The organism is Peribacillus sp. P4_C12, assembly GCF_056402095.1.
The window spans coordinates 1-1514 of the sequence record NZ_JBFUIB010000736.1 but is presented as its reverse complement, the minus strand read 5'-3'; the positions used below and the strand labels follow the sequence as shown (position 1 = coordinate 1514).

Annotated in this window: 1 protein-coding gene and 1 pseudogene; both read right to left on the bottom strand. The window is 36.2% G+C overall.

Annotation, left to right across the window (positions count from 1 at the left end):
* Positions 1–342, bottom strand: a 342-nt coding sequence (locus tag AC1DUW_RS28525) for a PCYCGC motif-containing (lipo)protein (RefSeq protein WP_477644143.1), incomplete at its 3' end; no start/stop codon positions are given.
* Between the two features lie 377 nt (positions 343–719).
* A pseudogene (locus tag AC1DUW_RS28520) lies at positions 720–1514 on the bottom strand (type I pullulanase); the annotation flags it as partial.

Here is a 1514-nt window from a genome sequence, read left to right as displayed (position 1 = left end):
AACCACTTCACCACTTTTTTTATTTTCATGGATAAAACAATCGTAATTGTTTTTATGGTTAGCTTCTTCTCCACAACCACAGTAGCATGGTATTTTTTCTAATAGTTCCTGATTTTGAGCAACCGCTAAATAGATGGTTTTCATTTCTTCTGGCTTTTCAGAAAGAAATTCAGGTGCTATTTCCTTACTTTTAGTCTCTTCTTGAAGATCTCCAGAAACAGTATGTGCTGAATGGTCTTCATGACTAGTTTCTTTATCCGCAACATTTTTTTCTTCATTCGAACAACCGGAAAGTAGTAAAGATGAACAGATACCAATTATGGCTATTAATTTAAAATTCATTTGTACACTCCTTGAATATTATAGTTACTCCCATTTTATGGGGTGGAATGTATTTCTACAAGTTATTTCACAAAAAGTACATTATTAAATGATGTTTTCATGAAAAGATATTTTTAAATTATTCAAGTAATGTAAGAAAGGCATTCATTAAAGGACCCTTCCATATTAATTTATTCTCAATTGTTTTTCTTTAATACGGTCAGCGGAATTGTTATGGGAGAAACACCGGCTACAATCAAAACCAGCAAGTGTTACTTTGGTGTTCATTTCGCCTTTACTGGGTACACTTTTGCCGTAAGATTCGCTGGACCTCGGTCCTTGTATATCTGCCGTTTCATATTCTTTATGCAGCTGCTGATTCTTAATCCACACTACTATTACAAAATCCTTCTCAACACATATGAACTTAAAGGGGAAACGGTTATATGACTCCCTTGAATCCTTTCAATTTCTTCAAGACCCGCCCTCTGACCATTCGCTAAAACAGACCAATCTCCATGAAGTGGGAGTGTAATATTTACAGCTTCCCAGTTTGCATTATGAATAACAACAATCGTTGAATGTTCTGTCATTAGAGAAAATGCAATCACATTAGCAGGAGCCTCAAGGAATATTAACTGCTGCTCGATGTCTTCAGCTGTTCTTAACCTGAAAGCTGAAATATTGTTTCGAAGCGAAATTAGCCCTTTTAAATATTCTACTTCATTATCAAACTCCGCTCTTCTTTTCCAATCCAATCGGTTAACCCAGTCAGATGATTGATAGCTATTTTCATCCCCATCCTTTGTTCGCATAAATTCTTGTCCAGCATGGATCATTGGTATTCCCTGTGACAGTAATACCACTGAGGAACCTAGTTTGTGCATCTGTTTGCGTTCTTGCTCAGTCGCATCTGGATTGGTAATTATAAGCTTATCCCATAATGTATAATTATCATGGGCTTCGACATAGTTGATGACCTGGGCTRGATTTTGATAGGTTGCTATATGATCATCGTATTTCAATCCACCAGCTATCCCTTTTTTAATGATATCTTCCATCCCTGGTTTGCCATTGATAAAGCCTTTATCATGTTCATTCATCACAAAGCCTTTTAACCCATCCCGGATAGCGTCATTAAAATGTGCTATACCAGGCATTTTATAAGCATTCTTTTGATTCGCTTTCTGATC